This window comes from Streptomyces sp. NPDC046909 (assembly GCF_040644695.1).
In the GTDB taxonomy this organism is placed as follows: Bacteria; Actinomycetota; Actinomycetes; order Streptomycetales; family Streptomycetaceae; genus Streptomyces.
The window spans coordinates 1-23,519 of the sequence record NZ_JBEYXC010000015.1; the positions used below are offsets into that span (position 1 = coordinate 1).

Genomic DNA, 23,519 nt, shown 5'->3' on the forward strand with positions numbered 1-23,519 from the left:
GCCGAGGACCCGGCCGTCCCGGTCACCCACCTGCTCGCGGAGATCCGCGAGCAGGGCTACACCGGCAGCGCCAACCTCCTGGTCCGCTACATCAACCAGGGCCGCGTCGAAGCCGACCACGCGGCCCTGTCCCCCCGCAAGGTCACCGGCCTGCTCACCCGCCACCCCGACCGCCTCAACGACAAGCACAGCGCGCTGCGTGACCAGCTCGCCGGCGCCTGCCCCGAGATGACAGTGCTGGCCGATCAGATCCATGCCTTCGCCGCGCTCCTCGTACCCTCCGCGAGCAACGCCGAGCGACTGACCGCCTGGATCGCTACCACCCGCGCTGCCGACCTGCCCTTCCTGCACTCCTTCGCCACCGGCCTGGAACGCGACCACGCCGCCATCGACGCCGCCGTCACCCTGCCCCACCACAACGGCCGCACCGAGGACACCAACTGCAAGATCAAACTGCTCAAGCGCCAACGGTACGGCCGGGCCGGCCACCTGCTCCTGCGTCAGCTCATCCTGCTCAACTGACCGCCAGCAGCACCGATCAACGCCTACGAAAATCTTGGAAGACCCCAGGCATGTGTGGGCATGTGCGGGCCCAGACTTCAGGACGACTGCTCCTGCCGCCAGTGCCTGGGCCGCCAAGGATCGTGGGCCATCCTCGATGCCGGGCCGTGCCCGTTGCTACCCGGCGGCGGGCTGCGGAGAGCGGAGCACGAGCAGGGTGATCTCGCTGGGGGCGAAGACGCGGAAGGGCGGGCCCCAGAAGCCGGTGCCGCGGCTGGTGTAGAGGAGGGTGCGGGGGCCGTGGTGGGTGAGACCGGCGAGGGCGGGCTGGTCGAGGCGGACCAGGTGGTGGAAGGGCCAGATCTGGCCGCCGTGGGTGTGGCCGGAGAGCTGGAGGTCGACGCCCGCGGCGGCCGCCCGGTCGATGAACTTGGGCTGGTGGGCCAGGAGCAGCACCGGGAGATCGGGGTCGGCGCCGTCCAGGGCTCCGGCGAGGTGGGCGCGATGGCCGGTCAGACCGGAGGATTCGGCGGTGACGTCGTCCACGCCGGCGACCACGAGGGTGTCGCCGCCGCGTTCGAGCAGCAGATGCCGGTTGCGCAGCGGTTCCCAGCCCAGCTCGTCCATCAGATCGACCCAGCCCTGGGCCTCGCTGTAGTACTCGTGGTTACCGGTGACGTAGACCCGGGCCCGGGTGGCCTTGACGGTGCCGAGCGGGGCGGCCTGGGCGCGGCGGCGTTCGGCCGTGCCGTCCGCGATGTCGCCGGTGTGGCAGACGAGATCGGCCTCGAGGGTGTTCACCACCTCGCAGACCCGTGCCGACCAGCGGGCGCGGTCGAGGGGCCCGTAGTGCGTGTCGGTGATGAGGGCGACCCGGGTACCGTCCAGCCCGGCTCCCAACCGGGGGAGCAGCACATCGAGTTGGCGCACGCGCGGTACGCGACGAGCCTCCGCGTACCCCCAGGCGAGCAGTACGGCGGTCACACCGAGGACGGCCCAGCTCACGATGCGGGCCCGCTCCTGCCCGTCCCCGACACCGGCCATGACCAGCGCCACGCGCAGCAGGACGCCGAGCAGAACGGAACAGGTGAACAACACCCAGCTGCTGCCCAGCAAGGTGTCACCCACGATCGCCGCCCAGTCCTGTTGGCGCCGGCCGTGGCCGCGCACCATCGCGAGCGGCATACCGACCAGCCCGAGGACGAACAGGACCGTACCGGCCAGCGTGACGGGCGGCGGCCATTGCTGCCCGGAGTACAGCAGCACCCCACAGGGCACGGCCCACAGCAGGACGGGCGCGACCAGGGGGAGGTAGCGCATCAGTCGGAGCAGTGGACTCGGCCGAGGCGATCGCGCTGCGTCGTCCGCGGGGCGGGTGTCGCTGGTATTGGTCACGCTGCTCCTCCTGCTGTCCTGTCGGACACATGATGCCCGTCGCAGTGGCGGGGAGGGACGGCGGAGTCGTCGGACCGACGATCCACGATCCGGTTGTGGTGGCCTGACTGTCGGCCACCATGCTCGACCCGCCCTGTTTCAGGCGGCGTTCAGGTCGGTCACGAGTTGGCGGGTGGCGAGGGTCTCCGGATGCTCATGCCCCAGCCGGCGCTGTTGGAGCCGGAGAACCTGTGCGTAGAGCCGCGTGGCCTCGGCGGTGCGTCCCTGGGCGGCCACGGTTTCGGCGAGGTAGCGGCGAGCCGTGATCGCTCGGTAGTGGTGGTCGCCGAGCACGCGCTCCATGTCCGCCAGTCCTTCGCGCAGCAGGTGTTCGGCCTCGTCGAGTCGTCCCTGGTCGGCGATGGCTCGGGCCAGGTTGGCGCGAGTGGTCAGCGTCAGCTGGTGCTCTGCTCCCATGACCCGAGGTTCGATGTCCAGGAGTTCACGGCACATCCGCTCGGCTGCGGCGTGATTGCCCTGTTCGTTGGTCCATCGGGCCAGGTCGTCCCAGGCGTCCAGGGTTATTGGGTCCTCGTGGCCAACTGTTCGGCGATCGCGTTCGAGTGCCCGTCGGCAGATCTCAGCTGCCTCGACTGGGCGTCCCTGCATGCCGATGGACCATGCGAGGTCCACGTGGGTCGTGAGGGCTTCCCGGTGGTCGGCGCCCAGGGCACGGGTCATGTCGGCGATCAGCTCGCGGTACATCGGCTCGGTCTCAGCGAAGCGGCCCTGCTCCATGATCGCGCCGATCAACTGGTCCCGGGTGAGGAGAGTGTCGAGGTGGTCCTCACCCAGTACCCGGCGCCGGCCGGCCAGCACAGTGCGGAAGATCTCCTCAGCTTCGCGGGCCGCGCCTGCGGCGCCGAGGTGGATCCCCAGATTGTGGTGGGCCGCGAGGGTGACAGGGTGGTCGTCCCCGAGCCGTTCGGCTGCCGCCAGGTTGGCACGGGCCAGGATCTCGCCGTCGCGGGATGCCAGCCTCCCGGCCAGCCACAGCGACCTGAATCCCTCCAGGCTGACCTTCAGCAGTGTGATCAGGTTCTCGGTTTCGAGGTACGGGGCCATCCATGACACCGCGGCGGCCACGTGCGGGAGCAGCCGCTCCCAAGCGGACCGGTCACCTGGGCGTTCACTGTCGAGTTCCCCGCCGGCTGCCGACAGCAGCCGCACGGCGGCTGCCATGACCGAATCTCCGCCCTCCGTCTGGGGCGTGAGGACTTGGGTTCGGCAGATGTCGGCGACGACGGGATGTACGACGACGTCGCCGGGCCTCACTGCCAGCGTGTCCGCGACATCGATCAGCCCAACCTCGGCCAGGCCACGCAGAGTTGAGGAGAACCCGTGGCCGTCGCCGGCGCCCCCCGGCCGCAGGAGGTCCTGCGGAATCGGAGTGGCGGGGGCGAGACAGGACAGCAGGTACAGCACCCGCCGTGCCTGCCCGAGCCCCTGAGCCGTGAGCGCGTCGAGCGAGAGCTCCCACGTCTGGGACACGGCTGCCCGTGAGTTCGTACGAAGGGAGTCGAGGTCGGCGATCACCTCCGACACGGCGGTGCTGTTCAGTGCCCGCTGATAGGCGCCGAAGCTGCGCCATCGTGCGAAGGGGGACGCCAGATAGGTCCCGGCCAGGTGCAACGCGAGCGGAAGCGCCCCGAGCCGCTTGGCCAGCGCCGCGGCCTCCGCGCCGGTGGGATCGTCCACCCGGGGCGCCAGGCGGCGCAGGACGTCCGCCGCGGAGAGATCGTCGAGAGCCGTCAGTATGCGTATCCGGGCCCAGGAGCCCCACGTGCGGGGGTCGTTGGTGCGCGTGGTGACCACGATGTGCACGCTCCGGCTGGGCCGGATCCACCCAGTGCCCTCGCCGGGCGGTGAGACACCGTCGGCCGCCAGGGCGGGCGGATCGTCGGCGTTGTCGAAGATCAGCACAGCCCGCCCGACCGCTCCGTCGAGGAACGTCCAGAACCGGTCGGCCGCGGTCGGTGACCCGTCCCGCACCGCCCGCGCGACGGCGTCGGGCGCACCGACCAGTCGCAGGATCTCCAGGACTCCACCGCGCAGGGACAGCGGATCCGCCGCGTTCACCCACCACACCGGCCAGCCCCGGCCACCGGCCTCGGCGGCCAGCCGCAGCGCGACCGTCGACTTGCCCATGCCGCCCAGCCCGGCCAGCACCCAGACTCCCGGACGCCGCCTTCTCCAGGCGCCGCCCAACGAGCTGTTCAACTCGGCCAGCAGGGCATCCCGGCCCAGGACATCCACGGGGAGACGGCCGAACGGCACGGAGACAGGCAGCGCCCCGTCGCCTCCCGCCACCGTCTGACGGCCATCACCGGCCCGGCCGTCGCCGGCGTCGCGCCGGTCCAGGATCGCGACACGCAGCTGCCACCCGGCCAGGCCGAGCGCCGCAACCCCGACTACGGCACCCACCACGTCAAGCAGAGCCATAGCCACGACCTTAGGGCCAGGACACGGCGCGGGGGAGAGACACAGATCCCGTCGTGCCCCGCCGCCCCGCCACCAGCCCGGCGCCCCTGACATCCGCTCAGTCGTCGTCTCCGGTGTCGTGGTCGGAGTGGTTGGCGGTGTTCAACTTCCAGTACGCGCGCGTGTGCAGCAGGACCGCGCCCGGAGAAGGCGAATCCGACCTCGCCGTGCGCGCCCCCTGGGCCAGCAGGTGCCGGCGGATCTCCCGCATCACGCCCGCCTCGCACCCGACCCAGACCTCGGTCGGCTCCTGCGGGTACGGCATGCTCGCGACGGCCGTCATCAACTGCCCGCCGGGCCTGCCCGATTCGGTGACCCAGGTGACCGTCGGCTGAGCGGGGCCGGAGACCTCGATCCTGTCGTCGGGGTCGGTGACCTCGACGACGGCCTCCGCCCGTATGCCCGCCGGAAGGGATTCGAGGATCGAGGCCATCGCGGGCAGGGCGCAGTGATCGCCGATGAGCAGGACCCTGGACGTGCCGCTCCGGGGGACGAAGCCGCCCCTGGCCTGACCGGAGATCTCCAGCGTGTCACCGGGGGCGGCGGCGGAGGCCCAGCGGGTGGCCGATCCGTCGGCGTGGATACCGAATTCGAGGGTGAGCTCGCCCCGGTCCGGGTCGAATCGGCGCACGGTGTAAGTGCGCATGGCGGTGCCGGTGTCGGTGGAGGGGACGAAGACCTTGAGATGCGAGCCGGGACCGTCCGCGGTCCAGCCCGCCAGGTCGCCCTCGGCGCGCACCCGGAGGAGGTGCGGGGTGACCCGGGTGACGTCGGCGACCGTCAGCCGGCGCCGGGGCAGTCGCCCTCCTCTGCCGCCGCGCCCGTCCCCGGTCCTGCCGGTTGTCTGAGGGGTCGTCATGTGCCGCTCCTGGTGGTGGCTTCGAGGCGCCGTACGAGGTACTCCCACGTGCGCAGGAGATAGCCGTCGGACTCGGCGTGGACATAGCGCTTGCCGGGGTGGTGGAGCTCGGGGGAGACGCCGCCGGCGGAGGCGGCCAGGATCTGCAGGCGGCAGGCCCGCTCCAGCAGGATCGCGGTGGTGACGGCGGTGGCCACGCTGGAGCCGACGGCGATGATGCCGTGGCCGACGAGGAAGAGGCCGCGTGCGTCACCGAGACGGTCGGCCACCGCGGCGCCGAGTTCCGCGGTCTGGACGAGTCCGACGGGCTCCTCGAAGCGGGGCACACCACCGGCGAAGGGCCCCGCGCCGTTGGAGAACGCGTGCAGCGGTTGGCCGGTCGCGGCCAGCGCGATGGAGTACGGCGGGTGGCAGTGCACCACGCTGTTGACGTCGGGCCGGGCGCGCAGCACCTCGGTGTGCAGCGGGTACTCGCGCGGTGGCGGTCCCGTGCCCTCCCGAAGGGCGCCGTCGAAGTCGATGAGCGCGACGTCGTCGTACGACACCTCGTCGAAGCCACGGCCCCCGGACTTGAGCCACACGCCGCGTCCCCCGGGGTCGCGTGCGGAGACATGACCCCAGACGGGGTCGCCGTGGTCGTCCGTGCCGAGCACGTGGCAGCCGGTGACGATGTCGGCCGACGGCGTGCCGTGCGGCGGATTCGCGGTGGGCACTGCCCTCACCTCGGGCTTTCTGTCGTTCGGTGGCTGGAGGAATGGGTGGATGGGCGGCGGCCGGGGGCGGGTGCTCCCAGCCGCCGGTCGAGTCCGCGGGGAGGGGGACTCGGTCAACTCACCTGGTGACTGCGGTCAGTTGGACTGGTACTCGCGGTCGAGGATCTCGTCGACCACGGAGTTGAACCGCTGCGCGTTCTCCCAGTAGTCCGAGTGCGGTGCGCCCTCGACGAGTTGGACGTTCGCCTCGGGAAGCAGCTCGCGCAGTCGGGCGTAGGCCGGCTTGTAGACCATGACGTCCGCGCCGCCCTCCAGGACCGAGATGTGGACCCCGGCCTTGATGGCGTCGCGCATCTGCTGGACGGACACCGAGCCCTGGAGGGAGTTGGCGAGCCGGTTGGGCCGGCCGGGGCCGGTCTGGTTGAAGCTGCCGACCTGGAAGAACAGGTGGACACGCTCCGGCTCCTTCTCCTGGAACTCCTTGGTGAGCAGGAAGTCGGCCACGGAGAGGTGACGGACCTGCTCGCGGCCCTTGCGGTTGAGTTCGGAGATCTCGTCGCCGACCGGGCCGAGGGTGCTGGTCATGATGAGGCCCGCGATGCGGTCGGTGTGGTGCACCGTGAACGACAGACCGCTGTAGCCGCCGAGCGACTGCGTGACCACGAAGGCACGGTCGACCTCGGCGTGGTCGAGCACCGCCTCGATCGCGGTGGGGTGGGTACCGGTGTCGAAGCGGCCCGACTCGATCCGGGAGAGTCCGAAGCCCGGCAGGTCGATGGTGATGACCCGGTAGCGCTGCTGGAAGTGCGGGACCTGCTGGTACCAGGCGGCGTGGTTGCCGCCGCCGCCGTGCAGCAGGACCAGGACCGGGCCCTCGCCCTTGGACTCGTAGTAGACGTCGCCGTCATCGGTACTGGCGTAGGGCATGCGGTCACCAGTCCCGGCCGGCGTGGTGGGTGATCTCGACGTGGTGGCCGTCGGGGTCGTGGATCGTGGTGGTGCTGGAGTTGTTCTGCGGCCGGGTGTACGGCTCGTCGTAGGGGACGCCGAGCTTGTCCAGGTGGCCCAGGAAGGCCTGGAAGTCCTCCACCTCTATCGCGAAGTGGTAGTGGATCTTGGGGTCCAGGTCGCTGATCGGCGAGAAGTGCAGGTCGAAGTTGCCGTGTGTGAGCAACAGGGCCTGGATCTGCGGCGCGTTCGCCGAGCCGGAACGCCCGCGCGGGATGATCCGCTTCATCCCGAAGACCTTCCCGTACCACTCCTCCGTCCTGGCGGGGTCGGTGATGGGGAAGTTGACGTGGTGGATGCTGTGCGCGTCTGTGCTCTTGTCGAGCTCGGCGGTCTGGTCGAGGTCGGGGCTCATGAGTTCTTCCTTCGCTGCCTGCGGCCGCATGGCCGGCTGTGCGGAGTGGGGACGGAGTCGAGGCGGAGTCGAGGCGGAGTCGCAGAGGGCGCGGGGAGGTTCACTTCAGATGCGCACGCGGCGTCTCGCCTCGTCAGCGCGCCATCTTGATCGGGCCGGTACCGCCGAAGCCGATGACGGAGTCGACGTCCACGATCACGGCGACGCCGCGACGCTCGGCGTCCCGTTCTCGCTCCACCTGGGGGATTCCGGCGTAGACGGCGTCGTCGAGGGACGGCTCCACGTGGGCCCGCCCCTTGATCACGATGCGGCGGGCGCCGGTTTCGGGGTCCGGCCCCTGCTCGGGGTCGTAGTAGAGGATCGAGACCGCGGGGTTCTCGGCCACGTCGACGGCCAGTCCCTCGTGCCGTTTGCGCACCCAGATGGCGACCTGGTCGCGCGAGTACACGTGGATGCTGCCGCGGAACGAGACGGACGGAGTGCCGTCCACGGCGACCACGGCCACGGCCGCGGGCCGCCCGCGCTCCATGGCGCTGTTGAGCGAGGTGGCGATGTGTCCGGTGAGGTCGATCTTCTCCGCGGGTTTGTCGGAGGCGCCCGGAGGCCTGCCTGGCATGTCGTCTCCCATGGGACGGTGTCGGGTGTGTCTGCTGTGCGGTGTCTGGTGCGCGGCGGCCCAGTCACGGGAGTGGCGGGCCCGGCCTCGCCGATGTGCTCAGCGGGCGCCGTCCGCCAGTAGCCGGTAGAGCCGCTTGCGGGTCTCGTCGAGCAGGCGCACCGCCTCCGCCGCGGCTTCGTCGCCCCCGTCGAGGGCCACCTGCCGGGCGGCGGCCGAGGTCGCGAGGATCGCCTGCTGGAGCGCGAGAGCGCCTGCGGAGGGGAGCCCCCACGGGCCCGCGGGGGCAGTGCGGCGGTTCACGTACGCGGTGCCGGCGTCGGTCAGTTCGTACATCCGGCCCGACTCGCCATCACCGTCCGTGCCGCGGACCAGCCCTTCGTCCTCCAGCTGCCGCAGCAGGCTGTCGACGGAGGCGGGGCCGGGAAGCCGCAGGCCGTAGCCGCGGGATTCCAGCGCCTGGAACAACTGGCTGCCGCTGCGCGGGCCGTCGGTCTTGAGCAGGGTCAGGAGGATCCACCGGCCGCCGCCGCGGCGCCGTCCGAAACCCGGCCACCCGTCCTGAGGCGGGCCGTAGCGGCCGTACGAGAAGAGACTGCCGCGCCGGCCGCGACGGCCGCCGCCGTATCCCCGGGGGAAGGTTCCGTACGGGAACGAGAAGTCTTCGTTGTACACGTCGTCTCCCTTCGGTGCATCGATGATATATCGCTAACAGTCGCTGTCAAGGATTCCGATAATGACTGCAAGGCTTGCAGAACGCGTTTCGTACGGGGTGTTGACGCCTGCGCTCGCACGTCGAGGCCCTGCTGATACCATGTCGATATATCTGCGGGCCGATGAGCGGAGAGCTCCCCGAGACAGCGATGAGGCGGAATGCGCAGGGGAAGTCACGACCGCGGCGAAGGTCGACGTATGCGCCGGGGCAAGGTTCCCAGCCTGCTCCTCGCCGCGCTGCTCGACGGGCCGGCGCACGGCTACGAACTGATGGACCGCCTCGAAGCCTCCAGCGGCGGCACCTGGCGGCCGAGCCCCGGCTCCGTCTACCCGCTCCTGCAGTCCTTCGAGGACAGCGGACTGGTCGAGGCCAGGGAAGTGCAGGGCCGCCGGGCCTTCGCGCTGACGGAAGCGGGCCGTGAGCGGGCTCTTCAGCGCGAGGACGGCGAAGCCGCCGGGGACACGGCGTCGTCCCAGGGCGACTTGCACCACTCCTCGCCGCTGCGCATGGAGATGGAACGCCTCAAGAGCGCCGCCCGCCAGGTGACGTCCGCAGGGGTCGCGCCCGAGCAGATGGACGAGGCGATCGCGGCCGTTCGCCAGGCACGGCAGACCCTGTACCGCATCCTGATGGACCAGTGAGTCCGGTCAATGGACCGGTGAGTCCGAGCACTCGCTATCGATAATGATAGATAGCGATAGTCGCGCTCGGCCTCGCACGCCCGCAGCCTATGGGCCACCGCCGCTCCCGCGGGCCCTGCCGAAGAGCAGCACCCCGCACAGGGCACAGGCGAGTGCCCCGACGCCCACCGCCCAGCGCGGCGAGAAGTGTTCGCCGACGGCGCCGACGACGGGGCCGCCGATGGGTGTCGTCCCGGCGAAACCGACGGACCACAGGGCCATGACCCGGCCCCGGTAGCGGTTCTCGCTCCTCCGCTGGAGTGTCGCGTTGCTGATCGCCATGAAGGCCGAGCTGCCCAGCCCTACGAAGAACAGCGCGACCACGGCGACGGGGAGGGACGGGCTCACCGCGAGCACGGCGATCGCGCCACCGTACAGCACGGACGCCCAGGCGATCGGCGTCGTACCCGTGTGGTTCCGCCCGGCGACGAGGAATCCGCTGACGACCGCGCCCACACCCATCGCGGACGTCAGCCAGCCGAGTGTGCCGGCGTCCCCGTCGAACGTGTTCCTGGCCAGCAGCGGCAGCGTGACCGGGAACTCCGCGGCGAACGTGCCGACCAGGAACACCATGAGGAGCGGCCACAGGAGTTCCGGGCGGGCGCGGACGTAGCCGAACCCCTCGCGCAGTTCGTTCAGCGGAGGCTTCTTGTCCGCGCGGACCGTCCCCGGCGGCAGGGTCCGCAGGGCGATGAGGATGCCGGTGAAGGACGCGGCGTTGAGCAGGAAGCACCACCCGGTGCCCACGGCCACGATCAGCACGCCCGCCACCGCCGGGCCCACCGCGCGGGACGCGTTGATGAGGACGCCGTTCAACGGGACGGCGTTGCCGATCAGTTCGGGCCCGGTCAGTTCGATCAGATACGACTGCCGTACGGGGTTGTCGACGGCCTGCGCGATGCCCAGGGCCAGCGCGCAAGCGACGATCGCGGGGACCCCGACATGCCCGGACACCGTCAGGGCGCCCAGGACCAGTGCGGCCGTCGCCATCACCGACTGGGTGAGCAGCATCAGGTCCCGTTTCGGGAACCGGTCGGCCAGCAGCCCGGCCCAGGGGGCGAGCAGCAGGCCGGGCAGGAACTGGAGGGCGGTGAGCCAGCCGAGCGCGGTGCCCGAGTGGGTCAGGTCGACGATCAGCCAGCTCTGGGCCGTGGACTGCATCCAGGAGCCCGGCAGACTGATCGCCTGTCCGACGAAGAACCTCCGGAAGGGGCGGGCGCGCAGGGCCGCGAAGGTCGGGGTCCGGCCGCGGGGAGACGCCGCCACCGGCTTGCCCCCGCTCACGCTGGTGTCTCTCGGCTCAGCTGTCACGAGGGATCCCGTCCGGTTCCGCGTCCGCCGTCAACGGGAAGTGGCAGGCCGCGAACCTCCCGGGCCGCACCTCCCGGATCTCCGGCTCCTCCCGCGCGCACACGTCCTGGGCCAGTGGACACCTGCCCCGGAACCTGCAACCGCTGGGCGGCGACAGCGGGGAGGGCGTGTCCCCTTCCAACGGGGCACCGGCGAACGGCTCGTCGGGATCCGGCTGTGGCACCGACTCCAACAGCGCCCGCGTATAGGGGTGGGCCGGATCGTCATAGAGCTCGATCGAGTCGCCGAACTCGCAGACCTTGCCGAGGTACATGACGAGCACGCGGTCGCTCACCGACCGTACGACGGCGAGGTCGTGGGCGATGAAGACGATCGTGAGGTCGAACTCGGGTTTGAGCTTCTCCATCAGATTGAGGATCTGCGCCTGCACCGACACGTCCAGCGCGGACACCGGTTCGTCGCAGATCAGCAGTCTCGGCCGGAGGGCCAGGGCGCGGGCGATGGAGACGCGCTGGGCCTGGCCGCCGGAGAGCTGGCGGGGGAGCAGGTCGGAGAAGCGCTCGGGATCCAGGCCCACCTCGGTGAGCATCTCGGCGACGAGCCGGTCGCGTTCGGCGGCCGGGGTCCCGGCGATGGCCAGGCCCTCGGCGACGATGTCCTTGACGTGGCGGCGGGGGTTGAGGGAGCCGACCGAGTTCTGGAAGATCATCTGCGTGTCGCGGCGCAGTGCCCGCAGTGTCTTCGTGTCGGCCCGGTCGATGCGTTCGCCGGCGCAGGTGACCTCCCCAGAGGTCAGCGCGCCCAGCCTCAGTACGGCCCGGCCCATGCTCGACTTGCCGCACCCGGACTCGCCGACCACGCCCAGGGTCTCGCCCGGCAGGACGTCGAAGCTCACATCGGAGACGGCCCGTACGGTGCCGCCGCGGACGTGGTGCTCGACCACCAGGTTGCGCACGCTCAACAGGGCTTTCTCGCCCCGGAGATGGGCGGTTCCGCTACCGGCCATCGTGGTCCCCCTTCGCTTTCGTCGAAGAAGGGACCGTCACCGGGTTGGCGCACGCCACCAGTTGGCCGTCGGCGACCGCCACCATTTCCGGGCTCAGTTCGTGGCAGGCGCCGGACGCGTGCGCGCAGCGGGCCGCGAAGCGGCAGCCCGGCGGTGGCTGCAAGGCGCTCGGCAGGGAGCCGGGGATGAGCTGGAAGAGGCTGTGCCGTTCGTGGGCGATGGTCGGGGTGGCGGCCAGCAGCGCCTGGGTGTAGCGGTGGCGCGGGGTCTCGAAGACCTGCCGGGTGGTGCCGGTCTCGGCCAGGCGTCCGGCGTACATGACCGCGATGCGGTCGGTGCGGCCGGCCACCAGGGGGAGGTTGTGGCTGATGAGGATCATGGACATGTTCCGGTCCCGCTGGACCCGGCGGAGCAGGTCCAGGATCTGCCGCTGGACGGTGACGTCGAGCGCGGTGGTGGGTTCGTCGGCGATCAGCAACTCCGGTTCGCAGGCGAGCGCTACGGCGATCATCACCCGTTGGCACATCCCGCCCGACATCTCGTGCGGGTAGGAGCGCAGCCGGCGTTCCGGGTCGGGGATGCCGACCTCGCCGAGGAGTTCCAGGGCCCGGGTGCGGGCCGCGGACCTGCCGAGGCCGAGGTGTTTGCGCATGCCCTCGGTGAGCTGGCGTTCCACGGTGACGACGGGGTTGAGCGAGCGGCTCGGGTCCTGGAAGACCATGGAGATCTGCGGGCCCCAGATCTCGCTTATTGCCTTCCGGGGCAGCCCGATCAGCTCGCGGCCCTTGAAGCGGACGGATCCGGTGCGGTCGCCGCGGCGGGGGAGCAGGCCCATGATCGCGCGGGACATGATGGACTTGCCCGAGCCGGACTCGCCGACCAGGCCCATGGCCTCGCCGTGGTCCAGTGCGAACGAGACGTCGTCGACCGCCTTGACCACGCCGCGCCTGGAGCTCAAGTAGGCGCGCAGGCTGGTCACTTCGAGCAGCGGTGGGGTGTGCATGGTTCCCGGTCCTTCGTTCAGGGTCCGGCTCATGGCCCGACCGTCCTGTCGAAGCGGTGCCTGAGCGTGTCGCCGATCTGGTTGAGGGCGAAGACGGTGAAGAAGATGGCGATCGCCGGGACGAACACCAGGAAGGGCTGGTTGGCGAGGGAGTCCTTCGCCGCGTTGATCATTCCGCCCCAGGAGGGGCGCGGGGCCGGGATGCCCAGGCCGAGGAAGCTGAGCGAGCCTTCCGCGACGACAACGTGCGAGAGCACGACCGGCAGGTAAGAGGCCAGCGGGGGAAGGACGTTGGGCAGGATCTCGCGCAGCAGGATCCGTGAGTCGCTCGCCCCGAGCCCCTTCGCGGCCCGCACGAACTCCCGTGAGGACCAGGCCAGCGTGTGCGCGCGGGCCAGACGCAGGAACTGCGGGACGCCCATGACGCCCATGCCGACGACGAGCGTCTTGACGCTCGGGCCGTAGATCGAGGCGAGGGCGAGCAGCAGCACCAGGCCGGGGAAGGCGAGCATGACGTCGGAGGACAGCACGACCGCGCTGTCGAACCACTTGCCGAAGTAGCCGGCCAGCATGCCGAGCACCGTGCCGACCGCGAAGGCGATCAGGGACGCGGCGGTGCCGACGACGAGGGAGACGCGGGCGCCGTAGACGATCCGCGAGAGCATCGACCGGCCGAGGCCGTCCGTGCCCAGCACCGTCGACAGGGAGCCGAAGTCCGGTCCCGTGTGCGGGGATCCGATCGGGACCGCGTACGACGCCAGCGGGAGCAGCGGGGCCAGGACGGCGAGGGCGATGATCAGGACGATCCAGATCTCGCTGAGCCAGGCCAGGACCGACTTGCGGGTGGTGAGCGGGGTGACGTTCGGCAGACGCGGGTCGTCGGCGGGCGCGGCCGGTGCGGTCGCGGCCCCTTTGCGGGTCTCGGTGGTCGTCATGCCGCCGCCACCCGCCTGACCCGGGGGTCCACCACGCCGTAGCCGATGTCGGCGAGGGTGTTGACCGCGACGCAGACGACGCCGGTGAAGGCGACCATGCCCTGCACCATGATCACGTCGCGGGTGCCGATGGAGGTGATCAGGAGCTGGCCCAGGCCCGGCAGCGAGAACAGCGACTCCGCCACCGCCGTGGCCCCGACCAGCCGGCCGAGGCTCAGGCCGACCATGGTGACCAGGGACAGCGACGAGGGCCGGAAGGCGTGCCGGAACATCACGTACGTGCCGCTCATGCCGCGGGCGCGGGCCGCGTCGACGAAGTCCTCGCCGAGGGTGGTGATCAGGTCGGTGCGCAGCAGCCGGTGGAAGGCCGCGACCTCCACCATGGCGATGGAGAGCGCGGGCAGGAGCGCCGAGCGGAGGTTGGCGCCGAGGCCCTCCTCGACCGGGGTCCAGCCCATCACCGGGAACCAGCCCAGCCGCACCGACAGGAAGTAGATCAGCACCGGTCCTGCGATGAAGGCCGGAACGGAGAGGAACACCGAGGACACGGCCGTCAGGGCCCGGTCGAGCAGGCTGCCGGGCCGGGCGGCGCACAGGACGGCGAACAGCACGGCAAGGACGAGGGAGATCAGGACCGCCAGCACGGTCAGTTCGAGCGTCACCGGGATGCGGTCCGCGATCGCGCCGCCCACCGGCTGCCCGGTGAGCGGTGAGGTGCCGAGGTCGCCGCGGACCGCGTGCGCGAGCCAGTCGGCGTACTGCTCCACAACCGGCTTGTCCAGGCCGAGTTGACTGTCGAGCGCGGCTACATTCTTGGGGGTGGCGTTCTCGCCGAGGATCACCTCGGCGACCGAACCCGGGGCGCTGGCCATCAACACGACCAGGGCGAAGGTGACCAGGAGCATCACCAGGACGCCCCGGCCGGCCTTCCGGGCGATGGACATCAGTGTGTTCAACGGACTTCACTCACTTCGTCAGCCACAGTTCCGCGGGGAGCGGGGAACCGGACCCGTCGAGCACGACGCCGCCGACCTTCTTGGTCACCGCGGCCTGGGCGGTCCGGGCGATGGGGATCGCGGGGTCGAGGGCGGCGAGCCGCTCGGAGACCGTCCGGTACGCGGCGGCCCGCTCCTCGTCCGTCGTCGCCGAACTGCCCTTCTGGAGCGCGGCGTCGAGCTGAGCGTCCGCGATGAAGGAGGCGTTGCGGCGGGACTGGCTGGAGAACGCGGCGGACAGGGCCGGCTCGGGGTCCAGGAAGAACGCGGTGGACGTCAGCATGTCGTACTGCTTCTGGCCGTAGACCTTGCCGGACTCCGACCAGTCCACCGTGTTGATCTTCACGGTGACGTTCTTGTACGCGCTCAACTGCGCCTGTACGGCTTCGGCGAGGGCCTTGTCGGTCGGGAACGTGGTGAAGGTGAAGGTCACCGGCTTGCCGTCGGCGGCGAGTTCGTCGAACAGCTGCTGGGCGTCCTGCTTGTCGTAGGTGTGCAGGGCCACGTCGTTGTAGTACGGGCTGGTCTTCGGGAAGAGGACGTCCGCGGTCTCGGCCTTCCCTTCGTAGACGGCCGAGTTGAGCGCGGCGACGTCGATCGCCTCGCTGACGGCCTGCCGGGCCCGGATGTCGTTGAAGGGCGCCCGCTTGGTGTTCAGCGTGAGGAAGCGCCCGCCGCCGGACGGCACGGTGGTGACGGCGAGGCCCGCCGCCTTCTCCTTGGCGACCGACTCCCAGTCGGTCTCGACCCCGAGGTCGGCGCCGCCGCTGCTCAGCGTGTTCACCCGCTGCTGAGCGTCGGTGGCGGTGGTCAGGGTGATGCCGTCGAGATACGGCTTCGGAGCGTCGTAGTACGAGGTGTTCTTGACGAGGGACAGGGCGCCGCCGCGTATCCAGGACTTGAGGGTGAAGGGGCCGGCGCCGACCGGCTCGGCGTCGAAGGAGTTCTTGCCCTTCTTCAACGCGGTGGGCGAGGCGATCCAGTTCATGGCGGTCGTGACGACCTGCTCGCCGTAGAGCGGCGTCGGCCGGGTGAGCGCGACCTCCAGGGTCGTCGCGTCGACCACCTTCGTGGACTGCACGACGGAGGCGTACGGCTGCGAGTCCGAACCGAGGTTGGGGTCCTTGAGGCGGTCCCAGTGGTACTTGACCGCGGCCGCGTCGAGCGCGGTGCCGTCCGAGAACTTCAGGCCCTCGCGCAGCGTGAGCGTGAAGGTCTTCCCACCGTCCTTGCTGGAGAAGTCGGTTGCCATGCGGTACTCGATGGCCCCGGTCTTCTGGTTCGTGACCATGAGGTTGCCGTAGAGCGCGTTGCCCAGGAACGCCGTGCCCTGGAGGGTGTTCTGCAGCAGGGCGGGGTCGAGGTTGCGCGGCTCGGTCATCTCCACGGCGCGCAGGGTGCCGCCCGTCACCGGCTTTCCGGTCGCCGCCGAACCCCCGCTCCCCACACTGCCGTTGGAGTCGCAGGCTGCCAGCAGGAGTGCGGCGCAGCAGCCGGCGATCGCGGCGAGGGCTCTTGTGTTCCTGATCATGACTACCTCTCGAAGACGGGATGTCCGGAAGCTGAGGGCATGGGGGGAAACGACGTCGTGTGCTGACTGCCTGCGCAGGGCGGCCTGGCCGGCGTCGTGGCACCGGCGGGCGGCGCGCCGACTCCTGACCAGTCGGCGGCGTTACGGGAGAAGCACTGCGACGTGAAGCGGCTGTGACGCCGGAAACAGTGACAACCCCGCCGGACGGATGTCCAGGGTGCTGACACACCTTCACAGGAATGGGCGCCGAAAGCTTAGCTTGCATATCACGATAGGTCTCTAAATGAGTCGCTCACGCGGCGGGGAAGCACTGCGCGCCCTGGGCCGCACCCAGCCGGAATGCCCTCTACGTCGCACCTCTTGACGCGCTACTGCAACCACATAACGATAGTTAGCGATATCTCAAACCGATAACCCGTACCCGATGCCTGGCATGCCCCCTGACCGGACGCCCGGGCACCCCCGAGAGGCAGGACATGCGCAGAACCGCCATCGGCACGCCCCGAACCGGACGAGGGCCGCGAACGCGTCCGGCCGCGTTCACCACGCTCGCACTCGCCGCGGCCTTGATGCTGCCCGGCGTGCAGGCATCCGCCGCGGACGCCCCGCAAGCCACGTACAAGATCCAGTGGTTCAAGGGGACCAAGTCCGGAACGTACCCGGCGAAGGCCGTCACCACTGAGACGCGCACCGACACGGTGGGCTCGAAGGTCCGGCTCGCCGGCGACGACCTCGACGCCCCGCGCGGCTACGAGCTGGACAGGAGGAACACCACCGTCAAGTCGGCGACCGTCGCCGCCGACAACTCGACGACCATCTCGGTCTACTTCAAGGCGGACGAGAAGGCGACCGACCTGTTCCAGCGGGGCAACCTCCTGTGGACGACCACCACTTCCGGCGACCCGAACAAGGACGGGCAGTTCCTGAGTTCCATCACGGCCCAGAACAACCTGAAGGCCATGAAGTACTGGTACCGGTCGGCGAAGCTGGGCGACATCGGCGCCCTGGACGCGATCGTCAACTACACCTACTACGAGCGCGGCGGATTCGTGCGGGACGACGAATCCAACATCTACACCCCGTACTACGGGGCGAACATGGGCAACAACATCGACGGCAAGCCGGGTTGGTCCATCATCCGCCGCTTCGGACTCATGGCGGTCGACAAGGGCCTGGCCGACCTGAACAGCCTCGACAACAGCGGCACCGCGCAGTCCGACATCTACCACGCCCTCGCCGAGTCGTACGCGAACGACGAGATGAAGGCCATCTACCCCGACATGATCGACTACGACGCGTCGCTGCCGTACTACCTGGCCGCCGCGAACTCGGAGGGCGACTTCAAGGGCTGGCGGTATGTGGCCGAGCTCTACTGGTTCGGCCATGTCGCTCCCGACAGCGGGACGACCGCCGGCGAGGAGGCACTCCGGTACATGGAGAAGGCGGCCACCGGCTACGACTCCACGGACTACCTGAAGAACGACGCCACCGCCAACGCCTATCTGGGCTTCTGGTACCTCAACGAGAGCGGCACCGGTCCGGACCTGCCCATCCCCGCGGGTGAGACGAAGGTGTCGATGGCACTGAAGTACTTCACCCGGGCCTCGGACATCGCCGACCACGGCACCATCCGCAAAATGCAGGAAGCGCTGGAGAAGCTCGCCGAGATCTACGAGACCGGCGAGAACGAGGAGTCCGGCGTGCCGACCACGGCGGATCTCGCACAGGCTCTCGCGGTGTACGAGAAGATGCTCGGCGCGGCGTACTACCCCGGCACCCAGAAATACGCGGACGCGGTCGCCAGGGTCGAGGCGAAACTCGCGGCGACGGCCGAAGGCGGGCAGACCGTCGTCCTCCACAACGGCGCGTCCCTCACCCTCGACAGCCCCGCGATCGTGCGGGACGGCGAGGTCCTCGTCCCGTCGACCGCGCTGGACTCGCTGGGCCTGACGACACGGTACGACGAGGCATCGCAGACCCTGACCGCCACGAACTCCGCCCTCACGCTCACACTCACCGCGGGAAGCGACCGCGCGGTCGTCGTGCACACGGACGTCAAGATGGACGCCCCGGCCCAACTGGTCGACGGTGAACTGTTCGTCCCGCTGCTGTTCATCGGCAGGACCATCGGCCTCGACACGAGCTACGACGCCGCGGTCAACACCGCCTCACTGAGCGACCCCGCCGCCCCGGCAGTCAGCTCCGGTTTCGACAACGGCGGCAACGCCGTCGTCTCCTTCGGCGGACGCGAGTGGGTCGTGCTGGCCCAGAAGGACGACCGTCAACTGATCGTCGCCAAGGACGACCTCACCGACGCGGCGTACAACAGCGCCTACAACCCGACCACGGGCCAGGCGCTCTACACCACCTGGGAGAACAGCGAACTCCGCTCCTACCTGAACGGCACGTTCCACGACACCTTCAGCGCCGACGACCAAACGAAGATCATCAGCACCCGGATCGCCAACTCGCCGAACACCGACTACAAGACCCTGGCCGGAAGTGACACCACGGACGACATCTTCGTGCTGTCCCAGCAGGAGTACGAGACCTATATCGGCGACAGCCAGACGCTGGGCAGCACCCTGAACTCCGGCGGCTCGAACTGGTGGTGGCTGCGCACGCCCGGCGTCGACCAGCGCTACGCCGCTTTCGCGAACTCCGCGGGCTTCGTCGCCTCCTACGGCCGCCTCGTGACCAACCCCCTCGGCGGCGTACGCCCCGCCCTGTGGCTCAAGATCCCGGCGACCGACCCCGGCGGCCACCCCACGATGACGGTCACACAGACCGGCGCGCACCAGCTCACCGCGGTGTTCGACCGGCCCCTGGACGCCACAGCCGCGTCGCTGTCGATCGTGAAGGACGGATCGCCGCTGGACATCTCGTACTTCAAGTGGGCGGAGAACTCGAAGTCCGTCGTCCTCACGACGGCGGACGAACTCACCGACGGCAGCTACACGGTCAACATGGCCAATGTCACCAACGGGAGGACCCTGAGCGGAAGCTTGGTCATCGGCAGGGTCAGCGGTTCTACGGAGGCCGGTGGCTGACGGATGCTCAGGCGGAGGGCGACGCCGGAAGGACATGCGACACCCGGCGTCGCACTTCTGGTCAACAGGGCCAGCCCATCGGCACCCGGACCACACCGGTCGAGTTCCCCTACAGGTGACAACCACGGGATTCCGCCCACCGGCACCACGGCGGCGCGTTACCGTACCGGCACACTGAGTTGCCATCGGCCGGTTGTGGAGGATTCCCGTGTCATCACCCTGCGACCCGCAGTACGCTCCCGCCGGCGACGTGGGCGCGGCCCTCATGTTGATCGACTCCCGGCTCAAGGCCATGTACGACGGCAAGCCGGTCGCCGATCCCGAACAGCAGCAGCTGACCGACCAGCTCACCGCGTCCCTGGGCCCCGATCAAGCCCGTGACCTGGTGGACGGCACCTGCACCCTCGTCTACATGTTCATGCGCTGGCTGCGACTGGCCCACGAGGACCACGGCAAGGACGTCGTCGAGTACGTGGTGCCCACCCTCGTCGCCTCGCTGCGCCAGATGCCCAAGAGTGTGCAGCCCGAGGCGATCCCCACCATGGCCGGCCTGACCATCGCGGCCGGCACCGGCCTGAGCCCCAGCCTGTGGCGTCAGCAGTACGGCGAGTGGACCGAAGCCGAGATGAACGCCCTGGAAGCCACAGCCCTGTTGCTCGCGGAGCACATCCACCGGCTCACCAACGACCGCGACTTCGCCGTCCGCATGATTTCCGAGGCGCTGACCAGCTCGAACCAGGACTGACAGTTGCTCCCTGTGATCGGAAGGCGTTGAGGGCGATGCCGAACGGCGTCGCCCTCCTTGGTGTGCCTGCGCGTGCAGGCACGGACCCTTCCCTTCACCCCGCGCCAGGAGTGCCTCGTGCCCGGGGTCGAGGGGAGTTCAGGCGTAGGCGTCCTCGACGGCGACTCGGCGCACGGTACGCAGCGTCGATCGGAGACTGTTCAGATCGGTCGAGCCCAGGGCGAGGCGGAGCGCCTGGGGGTGTGCGTGGAGGTGGTGAACGGCTCCGCCGTGGTGACCGAGATGTGCCGGCGCGCGAGGGTGGCGGTCAGGCGGTCGGCGCGGGCGTCGTCGGGCAGCGGCAGCCAAGTGAAGTACGACGAGGGGTGGCCGATGAGCGGGAGGCCCGCCAGCTCCTGTCTGGCGACTGCCTGGCGCGTCTTGGCGTCCTCTCGTTTCTGCGCTTCCAGGTCGTTCACCGTGCCGTCGTCGAGCCAGCGGCAGGCGAGGGCGGTGGTGAGAGCGGGGATGTTCCAGGTGGTTGCCCGGATGGCGCGTTCGAGGGGCGCGACCGTGGACGGCGGGGCGAGGACGAAGCCGACCCGCAGGCCGGTGGCGATGCTCTTCGACAGCCCCGAGACATAGACGGTGATGTCCGGTGCGGTCGCCATCAGCGGCGGGGGAGGGTCCTCGACCAGGTAGGCGTACGAGGCGTCCTCGATGAGGAGCGGACCGTACTGTCGGGCGATCCTGATCAGACGGGTGCGGTCGGATGCCGGCATGACCCAGCCCAGGGGGTTGTGGAGGGTGGGCATGGTGTAGATCGCGCGCACCGGGCGGGTCGCGCACAGTTTCTCCAGGGCCTCGAGATCCGGTCCGCCGGGGGTGGTGGGGATGGGTTCCAGGTCGAGGCGGAAGGCGTGCGCGAGCACCTTGAAGCCCGGGTAGGTGAGCGCGTCGACCGCGACGACGTCGCCGGGTTTCAGCGTGGCCATGACGGTGACAGCCAGGCCGTGCTGCGCCCCGGTGGTGATGAGGATCTGATCCGCGTCGGCGGTGATGCCCCGGCAGCTGAGGTGTCGTGCGATGGAGGCCCTGTCCTGGGGACGTCCTCGGTGTGGCTGGTAGCGCAGCAGCGAGTCGAGATCACCGGAGGTGGCGACCTCGCGCAGGGCCCGCCGCAGGAGGTCGGCCTGGCCGGGCAGCGACGGGTAGTTGAAGCTGAGGTCGACCGCGTCCGTGGCGAGGAGGTGCTGGTCGAATCCGTGACCGGCGGAGACCGCGATGTCCCGCACGAACGTGCCGCGGCCCTGTTCCCGGCTCACCAGGCCCATCGCTTCCAGTTCGGCGTACACCCGGGTCGCGGTCACCACGGCGATGCCCTCCCGGGCGGAGAGAGCGCGGTGGGTCGGCAGCCGGGCGCCCGAGGCGAGCCGTCCCGACCGGATGTCGGCGGCCAGGGCGTCGACCAGTGCCTTGTAGCGCGGGGCAGCCATGGACCGGATTGTATCCATGACAATTCTTTGACTGTCCTGTTCGCGGGTCCCTACCGTCGAGCCCCACACACCACCCCCCGGGATCCGGAAGGACAGCCGCCGTGCACATCGCCATCCTCACCTTCGAGGGCTACAACGAGCTCGACTCCCTGATCGCGCTCGGTGTCCTCAACCGGATCAGGACCGACGACTGGCGTGTCACCATCGCCACCCCCAGCCCCAAGGTGACCTCGATGAACGGGGTGGTCATCGAGCAGATGTCCACGCTGGAGGAGGCGTGCTCCGCCGATGCCGTCATCGTCGGCAGCGGCATCGCCACCCGCGAGGTCACCGAAGACCCGGCGATCATGAACGTCCTGCGCGGCCTTGCCCCCTCCCGCCAGCTCATCGCCGCCCAGTGCTCCGGCGCCCTCGTGCTGGCCAGGCTCGGCCTGCTCCACGACATCCCCGCCTGCACCGACCTCACCACCAGGCCCTGGGTCCTCGCCGCCGGCGTCGAGGTCCTCAACCAGCCCTTCTACGCCAAGGACAACATCGCCACCGCCGGCGGCTGCCTGGCCTCGCACTACCTCGCCGCCTGGATCATCGCCCGCCTCCAGGGTCACGACGCCGCCGAAGGCGCGCTGCACTACGTCGCTCCGGTCGGCGAGAAGGAGCAGTACATCGAGCGGGCCTGGCACAACATCACCCCCTACCTGCCCGCCTCCGCTCCCGCTTCCGCTCCGGCGCTCGCCTGACCCGAGAGATTCGGCCGATCGGTCTGGACCATTGACCCGGACCCGTCATGAAGGCACCCTGTACTCCACCGAAAGGCGCATGACTGAACAGCGGTCACCTACGTGAACATGATCGTGCGTGTTTCCGCCGCGCCTCCCGGCACTTCCACGGCACCTCCACCCCCACTCACGACGAGGTGAAGGCTCATGAGCACCACGCGAAGGAAGCTCCTCGGCTGCACACTCGCCGGCGCGGCCGCCGCGACGGTCGGCCTGCCCGCCACCACCGCACACGCCGCCGGCTGGCAGCTGAAATGGTCCCCCTCGGCGAGCGGCGACGGACTCGGCGCCTTCGAGACCGTCGAGGACGACCGCGCCGGCTCCCACCCCTCCGCCGCCCCGCACATCTACGCCACCGGCGACAACTGGCGCTTCACCATGCACACCGTCGACCGCGACACCTCCACCGACCGCCAGCGCCACGAAGTCACCGGACTGCGCAACGGCAGCGGCGCCAACTACCTCAAGTGGACCGAAGGCCAGACGTGGCGTCTGACCTACTCGATGTACATCCCGAGCTCCCTGAAAGCGACCACGAGCTTCACCCACATCATGCAGATGAAACAGCCCGGCACCGGCTCCTCGCCCATCGTCGTCCAGTCGCTGCGCCGCGTGAACGGCGTCCAGACCATCGAGCTCAAGCAGTTCACCGACGACATCCTGATCGGCCGCACCGATCTGGAACCGCTCCAGGACCGCTGGATCGACGTCGACTTCCAGATCAAGATCGGCAACGGTTCGGCGGGCTCCCTGCGCTGGATCCTCAAGAACGGTTCCACCACCGTCCTCGACAAGTCCCGCACCGGCATCGACACCTTCCTCGCCGACCGGGTGCGCCCCAAGTGGGGCATCTACCGCTCCCTGGGCGACACTTCGGGCTCCCTGCAGAACTGCTACCTGCTGCTCACCAACATGCGCGGCTACCAACTCGTCTGACAGACCGCCCCGCTCGGCTCAGGTGTGCAGCGTGGGCCGGTAGACGAGTTCCTGGGTGTGGCCGTCGAGAGTCCGCCGCTCGATGAGTTCGAGATCGAAGTCGGCCGCGCCCCCGAACACCGGGTCCGCCCCGGTCCGTCCGGAGATCACGGGAAAGATCGTGAGCTGGACGCGGTCGACGAGGCCGGCGGCCATCAGCGCCCGGTTCATCGCCAGGCTGCCGTGCGAGCGCAGCGGCACCTGGGACTCCCTCTTGAGCCGGGCCACGACCTCGACGGCGTCGCCGGCGACCACGGTGACGTCGGGCCAGTCGAAGGGGCCGTGGAGGGTCGTCGACACCACCGTGGTCGGCAGGTTCTTCATCGTGGTGGTCACCGGATCGTCCACACCGCTG

The 23,519-nt window shown here is 69.8% G+C and carries 21 protein-coding genes and 1 pseudogene; 6 read left to right on the forward strand and 16 right to left on the reverse strand.

Translation table 11 applies throughout. The annotated features are described in order from the left end of the window. Positions 1-522 (forward strand): transposase (locus tag ABZ928_RS38220; protein WP_361529132.1); only part of this gene is annotated, 522 nt, incomplete at its 5' end. 156 nt (positions 523-678) lie between these two features. Here ABZ928_RS38220 and ABZ928_RS38225 read toward each other — a convergent pair. From ABZ928_RS38225 to ABZ928_RS38260, 8 genes are all read right to left on the reverse strand, one after another. Further along, positions 679-1,896: a metallophosphoesterase gene (locus tag ABZ928_RS38225; RefSeq protein WP_361529135.1), complete on the reverse strand. Its 1,218-nt coding sequence runs from the start codon at positions 1,894-1,896 to the stop codon at positions 679-681. Positions 1,897-2,034: 138 nt separating this feature from the next. Next, positions 2,035-4,377 carry a tetratricopeptide repeat protein gene (locus ABZ928_RS38230; RefSeq protein WP_361529138.1) on the reverse strand — a complete coding sequence of 781 codons (2,343 nt, stop codon included), beginning with the start codon at positions 4,375-4,377 and terminating at the stop codon, positions 2,035-2,037. 97 nt (positions 4,378-4,474) lie between these two features. After that, positions 4,475-5,275 carry a siderophore-interacting protein gene (locus ABZ928_RS38235; protein WP_361529141.1) on the reverse strand — a complete coding sequence of 267 codons (801 nt, stop codon included), beginning with the start codon at positions 5,273-5,275 and terminating at the stop codon, positions 4,475-4,477. Then, complete coding sequence (locus tag ABZ928_RS38240; RefSeq protein ID WP_361529144.1) at positions 5,272-5,988, reverse strand: class II aldolase/adducin family protein; 717 nt, start codon at positions 5,986-5,988, stop codon at positions 5,272-5,274. Before ABZ928_RS38240 ends, ABZ928_RS38235 begins: the two co-directional genes overlap by 4 nt. 135 nt (positions 5,989-6,123) lie before the next feature. Then, positions 6,124-6,915, reverse strand: coding sequence for an alpha/beta hydrolase (locus ABZ928_RS38245; protein ID WP_361529147.1), 792 nt, complete (start codon positions 6,913-6,915; stop codon positions 6,124-6,126). A 4-nt stretch (positions 6,916-6,919) separates the two neighbouring features. Then, positions 6,920-7,351: a VOC family protein gene (locus ABZ928_RS38250; RefSeq protein ID WP_361529150.1), complete on the reverse strand. Its 432-nt coding sequence runs from the start codon at positions 7,349-7,351 to the stop codon at positions 6,920-6,922. A 133-nt stretch (positions 7,352-7,484) separates the two neighbouring features. After that, complete coding sequence (locus ABZ928_RS38255; protein WP_361529153.1) at positions 7,485-7,967, reverse strand: pyridoxamine 5'-phosphate oxidase family protein; 483 nt, start codon at positions 7,965-7,967, stop codon at positions 7,485-7,487. Between the two features lie 99 nt (positions 7,968-8,066). Continuing rightward, positions 8,067-8,642: a PadR family transcriptional regulator gene (locus ABZ928_RS38260; protein WP_361529156.1), complete on the reverse strand. Its 576-nt coding sequence runs from the start codon at positions 8,640-8,642 to the stop codon at positions 8,067-8,069. 237 nt (positions 8,643-8,879) lie between these two features. Between ABZ928_RS38260 and ABZ928_RS38265 the strand changes: the two genes are divergently transcribed. After that, entirely contained in the window at positions 8,880-9,323 is a 444-nt protein-coding gene (locus ABZ928_RS38265; RefSeq protein WP_361529159.1) for a PadR family transcriptional regulator, read from the forward strand. Positions 9,324-9,410: 87 nt separating this feature from the next. Here ABZ928_RS38265 and ABZ928_RS38270 read toward each other — a convergent pair whose 3' ends face one another. From ABZ928_RS38270 to ABZ928_RS38295, 6 genes are read right to left on the reverse strand one after another with little or no spacing between them, the layout of a single operon-like run. Beyond that, a complete protein-coding gene (locus ABZ928_RS38270) occupies positions 9,411-10,646 on the reverse strand; it encodes an MFS transporter (protein WP_361529162.1) in 1,236 nt (411 codons plus the stop codon). Between the two features lie 16 nt (positions 10,647-10,662). Next, entirely contained in the window at positions 10,663-11,679 is a 1,017-nt protein-coding gene (locus ABZ928_RS38275) for an ABC transporter ATP-binding protein (RefSeq protein ID WP_361529165.1), read from the reverse strand. After that, positions 11,669-12,715, reverse strand: coding sequence for an ABC transporter ATP-binding protein (locus ABZ928_RS38280; protein ID WP_361529168.1), 1,047 nt, complete (start codon positions 12,713-12,715; stop codon positions 11,669-11,671). The genes ABZ928_RS38275 and ABZ928_RS38280 overlap by 11 nt, the downstream gene beginning before the upstream one ends. After that, on the reverse strand, positions 12,712-13,617 hold the full coding sequence (locus ABZ928_RS38285) for an ABC transporter permease (RefSeq protein ID WP_361529171.1): 906 nt from the start codon (positions 13,615-13,617) through the stop codon (positions 12,712-12,714). The genes ABZ928_RS38280 and ABZ928_RS38285 overlap by 4 nt, the downstream gene beginning before the upstream one ends. Next, a complete protein-coding gene (locus ABZ928_RS38290) occupies positions 13,614-14,561 on the reverse strand; it encodes an ABC transporter permease (protein ID WP_361529174.1) in 948 nt (315 codons plus the stop codon). The genes ABZ928_RS38285 and ABZ928_RS38290 overlap by 4 nt, the downstream gene beginning before the upstream one ends. A gap of 22 nt (positions 14,562-14,583) precedes the next feature. After that, a complete protein-coding gene (locus tag ABZ928_RS38295) occupies positions 14,584-16,143 on the reverse strand; it encodes an ABC transporter substrate-binding protein (protein ID WP_361529177.1) in 1,560 nt (519 codons plus the stop codon). A gap of 581 nt (positions 16,144-16,724) precedes the next feature. Here ABZ928_RS38295 and ABZ928_RS38300 point away from each other — a divergent pair. Next, entirely contained in the window at positions 16,725-19,193 is a 2,469-nt protein-coding gene (locus ABZ928_RS38300; RefSeq protein WP_361529180.1) for a DUF6273 domain-containing protein, read from the forward strand. A 208-nt stretch (positions 19,194-19,401) separates the two neighbouring features. Beyond that, a complete protein-coding gene (locus ABZ928_RS38305; RefSeq protein WP_361529183.1) occupies positions 19,402-19,938 on the forward strand; it encodes a hypothetical protein in 537 nt (178 codons plus the stop codon). A 200-nt stretch (positions 19,939-20,138) separates the two neighbouring features. Here the strand turns inward: ABZ928_RS38305 and ABZ928_RS38310 are convergent, their stop codons facing one another. After that, a complete protein-coding gene (locus ABZ928_RS38310; protein ID WP_361529186.1) occupies positions 20,139-21,413 on the reverse strand; it encodes a PLP-dependent aminotransferase family protein in 1,275 nt (424 codons plus the stop codon). A 101-nt stretch (positions 21,414-21,514) separates the two neighbouring features. Here ABZ928_RS38310 and ABZ928_RS38315 point away from each other — a divergent pair, with 101 nt between their 5' ends. Both ABZ928_RS38315 and ABZ928_RS38320 read left to right on the forward strand, forming a co-directional pair. After that, positions 21,515-22,150, forward strand: a complete 636-nt coding sequence (locus tag ABZ928_RS38315) for a DJ-1/PfpI family protein (RefSeq protein WP_361529189.1) — start codon at positions 21,515-21,517, stop codon at positions 22,148-22,150. A gap of 186 nt (positions 22,151-22,336) precedes the next feature. Further along, on the forward strand, positions 22,337-23,125 hold the full coding sequence (locus ABZ928_RS38320; protein ID WP_361529192.1) for a heparin lyase I family protein: 789 nt from the start codon (positions 22,337-22,339) through the stop codon (positions 23,123-23,125). A gap of 18 nt (positions 23,126-23,143) precedes the next feature. Here ABZ928_RS38320 and ABZ928_RS38325 read toward each other — a convergent pair. After that, positions 23,144-23,518: pseudogene (locus ABZ928_RS38325) on the reverse strand (dihydrofolate reductase family protein); the annotation flags it as partial. Position 23,519 lies beyond the last annotated feature (1 nt).